Here is a 2,951-nt window from a genome sequence, read left to right on the forward strand (position 1 = left end):
TGCCGAACACGCCAATGGGCACGCGCATTTGGCCCACGCGGATGCCGCTGGGCACCTGCTTCATGCCGATGATTTCGCCGATCACATCGGGCATGGCGGCCAATTGCTCGCAGCCTTGGGCGCAGGTCTCGAGCACCTTGGGGCTGAGTTTCAGGCGGTCCACCAGGGGGTCGGCCAAGCCAGCAGCGCGGGCGCGGTCCAGGTCTTTGGCGTTGTCCATTTGCAGGGCATCGGTGTTCTCGCGCAGCAAAGCGGCCAAACGGCGCAAAGCCGCGTTCTTGGTGGCCGCAGAGGCCTTGGCCATCAGCGCAGACGCTTTTTTGGCCTGCTGGCCCAGGGCCTGCATGTGTTCAGCGGTATTCAGTTCGGTCATGCGCTCATTTTCGCAGAAGCCAAAGACACTTTGACCCCACCCTGCCATGCGTCATGGACTTTGCACCCGAGAAGACCTTTGGTCGCATCGTTGATCGCCCGTCTGCAGGCGTTGGTGGCCCAAGGCGTGGTGCCCACCACCGACGAGACCGTGGACTTTATGCGCGAGACCTACCGCGACTTTGTCAACCACAACGCAGGCACATTTGGGTGGTTCATGAAGCATCTGCTGGAGCAGCCCACACCCCAAGTGTTTCATTGCACCACAGGCAAAGACCGCACCGGTTTTGCGGCGGCCTTGCTGCTGTCAGCCTTGGGCGCTGATCGCGAAACGATCGAACACGACTACCTGTTGACCAACCAGCTGTACCGACGCGACCCGCGCATGGAGGGCAACGGGCACCCGCATGTGATGAAAGTGCTGTGGCAAGTGCAGCCCGAATTTTGTATGCAGCCTTTGAGGCCGTGGACCAGCAGCACGGCGGCATGCCCGAGTACCTGCACGGTGCGATTGGCCTCAGCCCGCAAGAGCTGGCGGCCTTGCAGGCGCATCTATCGGTTGAATCCAAGGCCACTTCCAGCCATATGACTTGCTGCTTGTGCACCTCTCCAGCAACCGATTCAAAGGTATTGCAGACATGAATCCGATGGTCAACATGACGTGGCTTTAAGCCTGACATTCGCCAGGCCATAGGGTGCAGTGTCGCGAAGTTGTCCGCCTCGCTCGCGGTGTCTCAGTCCAGCCGCAACAGCACCTCGCCCTCAATTTCTACCGGGATGCCAAATGGCAGTTCAGCCATGCCAACGGCGCTGCGAGCATGAGCGCCGACCTGCGGGCCAAACACATCAAGGATCAAGTCGGTGAAGCCATTGATGACGGCGGGCTGGCGATCGAAGCCGGGTGCCGAGTTGACCATGCCGAGGATGTGCGCCCAAGCCTCGATACGGTCCAGACTGCCCAGCTCGCGCTTGAGGCTGCCCAAGATCGCCAGCGCCGTGAGTCGGGCGGCCGTGTAGCCCTGCTCCATGGTCACTTGAGCGCCCACCTTGCCCAATGGCTGTGCCATGCTGCCGTCGCCCAACGTGGGGCCATGTCCTGAAAAAATAGCCCGCTGTCCAATCACGCGGACCCAGGGAAAGGGCAAAGTGGTGCCCGGGGGCATCTTCAGCGGCTCAGGCAAAACAAGGCCCAGTTGGGCAAGGCGGTCATCGATAGCAGACATGCAATTCCTTTACAAAGTGTTGGTGCGTGGGCACTGGCTCACGCTTTGAAGTTGACGGGCAGGGCCTCAGGACGCCATACCCGACCAGGGATCGGCCACGCGGGGCCAGAAGTGGGGGTCGCGGTGATGGAAGGGCAGCGCGGCGATGTCGGCAGTCAGTAACCCCGGTGAATCGACGTACAGCACTTCGCGAGCGAGCGGTGCAAAGGCGGCATGGAAGTGCTGCATGGACTTCACCACCACCGCGTGCTTACTACTCAAGTCAACGCCCAATCCGGTGAACAGATCGGTGCCAATAACCTGCTGGCAGCGCGAAATCAGCACCAAATCGATGCCTTCGGCCGTACTCACCCAGGCCGAAGCACCCAGGGGGCTTTTGGCACCGAAGGCGGTTTGTTCGTGGTTTTCGGCCAGCGCCCGCACGGTGACGCGCAAGTCCACGGGAGAACCCGAGGTGGGTCCGGACTTGCCCGCCACGCGCAGGGCCAGCGTCGACCCCAGGCCCGCCTCGAAGCACAGCTGCACGGCGCCCGGGTCCCACAGGCCACCGAGGGCCACATTCGGGATGCCGATTGAGAGGACCGCCTGCAGCGCGAAGCTGCTGTCGCCACGGGCGCCGCCGCCCGGGTTGTCGGCCATATCGGCTACGACGATCGGCCCCGCCCCGGGCAGTGACGGCAACTCGGCCACACGTCGCATGCCGGCCTCCATGCCGAGCGGCGGCTGGTGCAAAGCGTGACGCAATGTCCACAGGCGCTGGCCAAGCTCTTTCGCCAGGCGGGTGGCCAGGGCTTCGTCACCGTCTGTGACCACCCAAAGACGTGCACCCGCCTCTGGCACGTCGCCAAACGCGAACCCGTGGGCGTGCGAGACCGACAGTACGCCGTTGTGTCCTTCGAGGGCCTGCAGTTCCCCGACAAAGCTTTTCAGAGGCTCGCGCGTGGTGGGCCAACTGCCAGCCATGCGGCAATCCCAGACCGCGGTGACAGGGCGGATGCGGCGCTCTGCGGTGTCGATGGTCAGTCGCGCCACTTCAGCTGCGCGCTCGTCAATGTCGGTGTGTGGGTAGGCCTTGTAAGCCACCATCAACGTGGCATGCCGAACCATGCTGCGCGTGACGTGCCCATGCAGGTCCAACTCGACGCCAATGGGCACCTCAGGGCCCACGATGCTGCGTGCACGCTCGAGCAAGTCACCCTCGCAGTCCAGGCAATCCTCGGCTGTCATCGCGCCGTGAAGCATCAGCATCACGGCCTGTACCGGCAGCGCGGCGCGCAAGTCGTCCAGCAACTCGTCGCGCAACTGTTCGTACACAGGCTGCCGAATGGGGCCGAGTGGAACTGCGGCGGCGAACAG

Annotated in this window: 2 protein-coding genes and 2 pseudogenes; 1 reads left to right on the forward strand and 3 read right to left on the reverse strand. The window is 63.3% G+C overall.

All coding sequences use genetic code 11. The features are described from left to right. A pseudogene (locus ACIQ47_RS15865) lies at positions 1-373 on the reverse strand (gamma-glutamyl-phosphate reductase); the annotation flags it as partial. Positions 374-532: 159 nt separating this feature from the next. On the opposite strand from ACIQ47_RS15865, the pseudogene ACIQ47_RS15870 reads away from it, so the two are divergent. After that, a pseudogene (locus ACIQ47_RS15870) lies at positions 533-1,014 on the forward strand (tyrosine-protein phosphatase). A 92-nt stretch (positions 1,015-1,106) separates the two neighbouring features. Here the strand turns inward: ACIQ47_RS15870 and ACIQ47_RS15875 are convergent. Then, positions 1,107-1,595, reverse strand: a complete 489-nt coding sequence (locus tag ACIQ47_RS15875) for a RidA family protein (protein WP_396439001.1) — start codon at positions 1,593-1,595, stop codon at positions 1,107-1,109. A gap of 66 nt (positions 1,596-1,661) precedes the next feature. Beyond that, positions 1,662-2,951: M81 family metallopeptidase (locus ACIQ47_RS15880; RefSeq protein WP_396439002.1), on the reverse strand; the 1,290-nt coding region annotated here is incomplete at its 5' end.

The organism is Limnohabitans sp. (assembly GCF_044373035.1).
In the GTDB taxonomy this organism is placed as follows: domain Bacteria; phylum Pseudomonadota; class Gammaproteobacteria; order Burkholderiales; family Burkholderiaceae_C; genus Limnohabitans_A.

Bases quoted from the DNA above. Each gene is read 5' to 3' on its own strand.
- ACIQ47_RS15875 (WP_396439001.1), bottom strand. From the start codon at position 1,595: ATGTCTGCTATCGATGACCGCCTTGCCCAACTGGGCCTTGTTTTGCCT.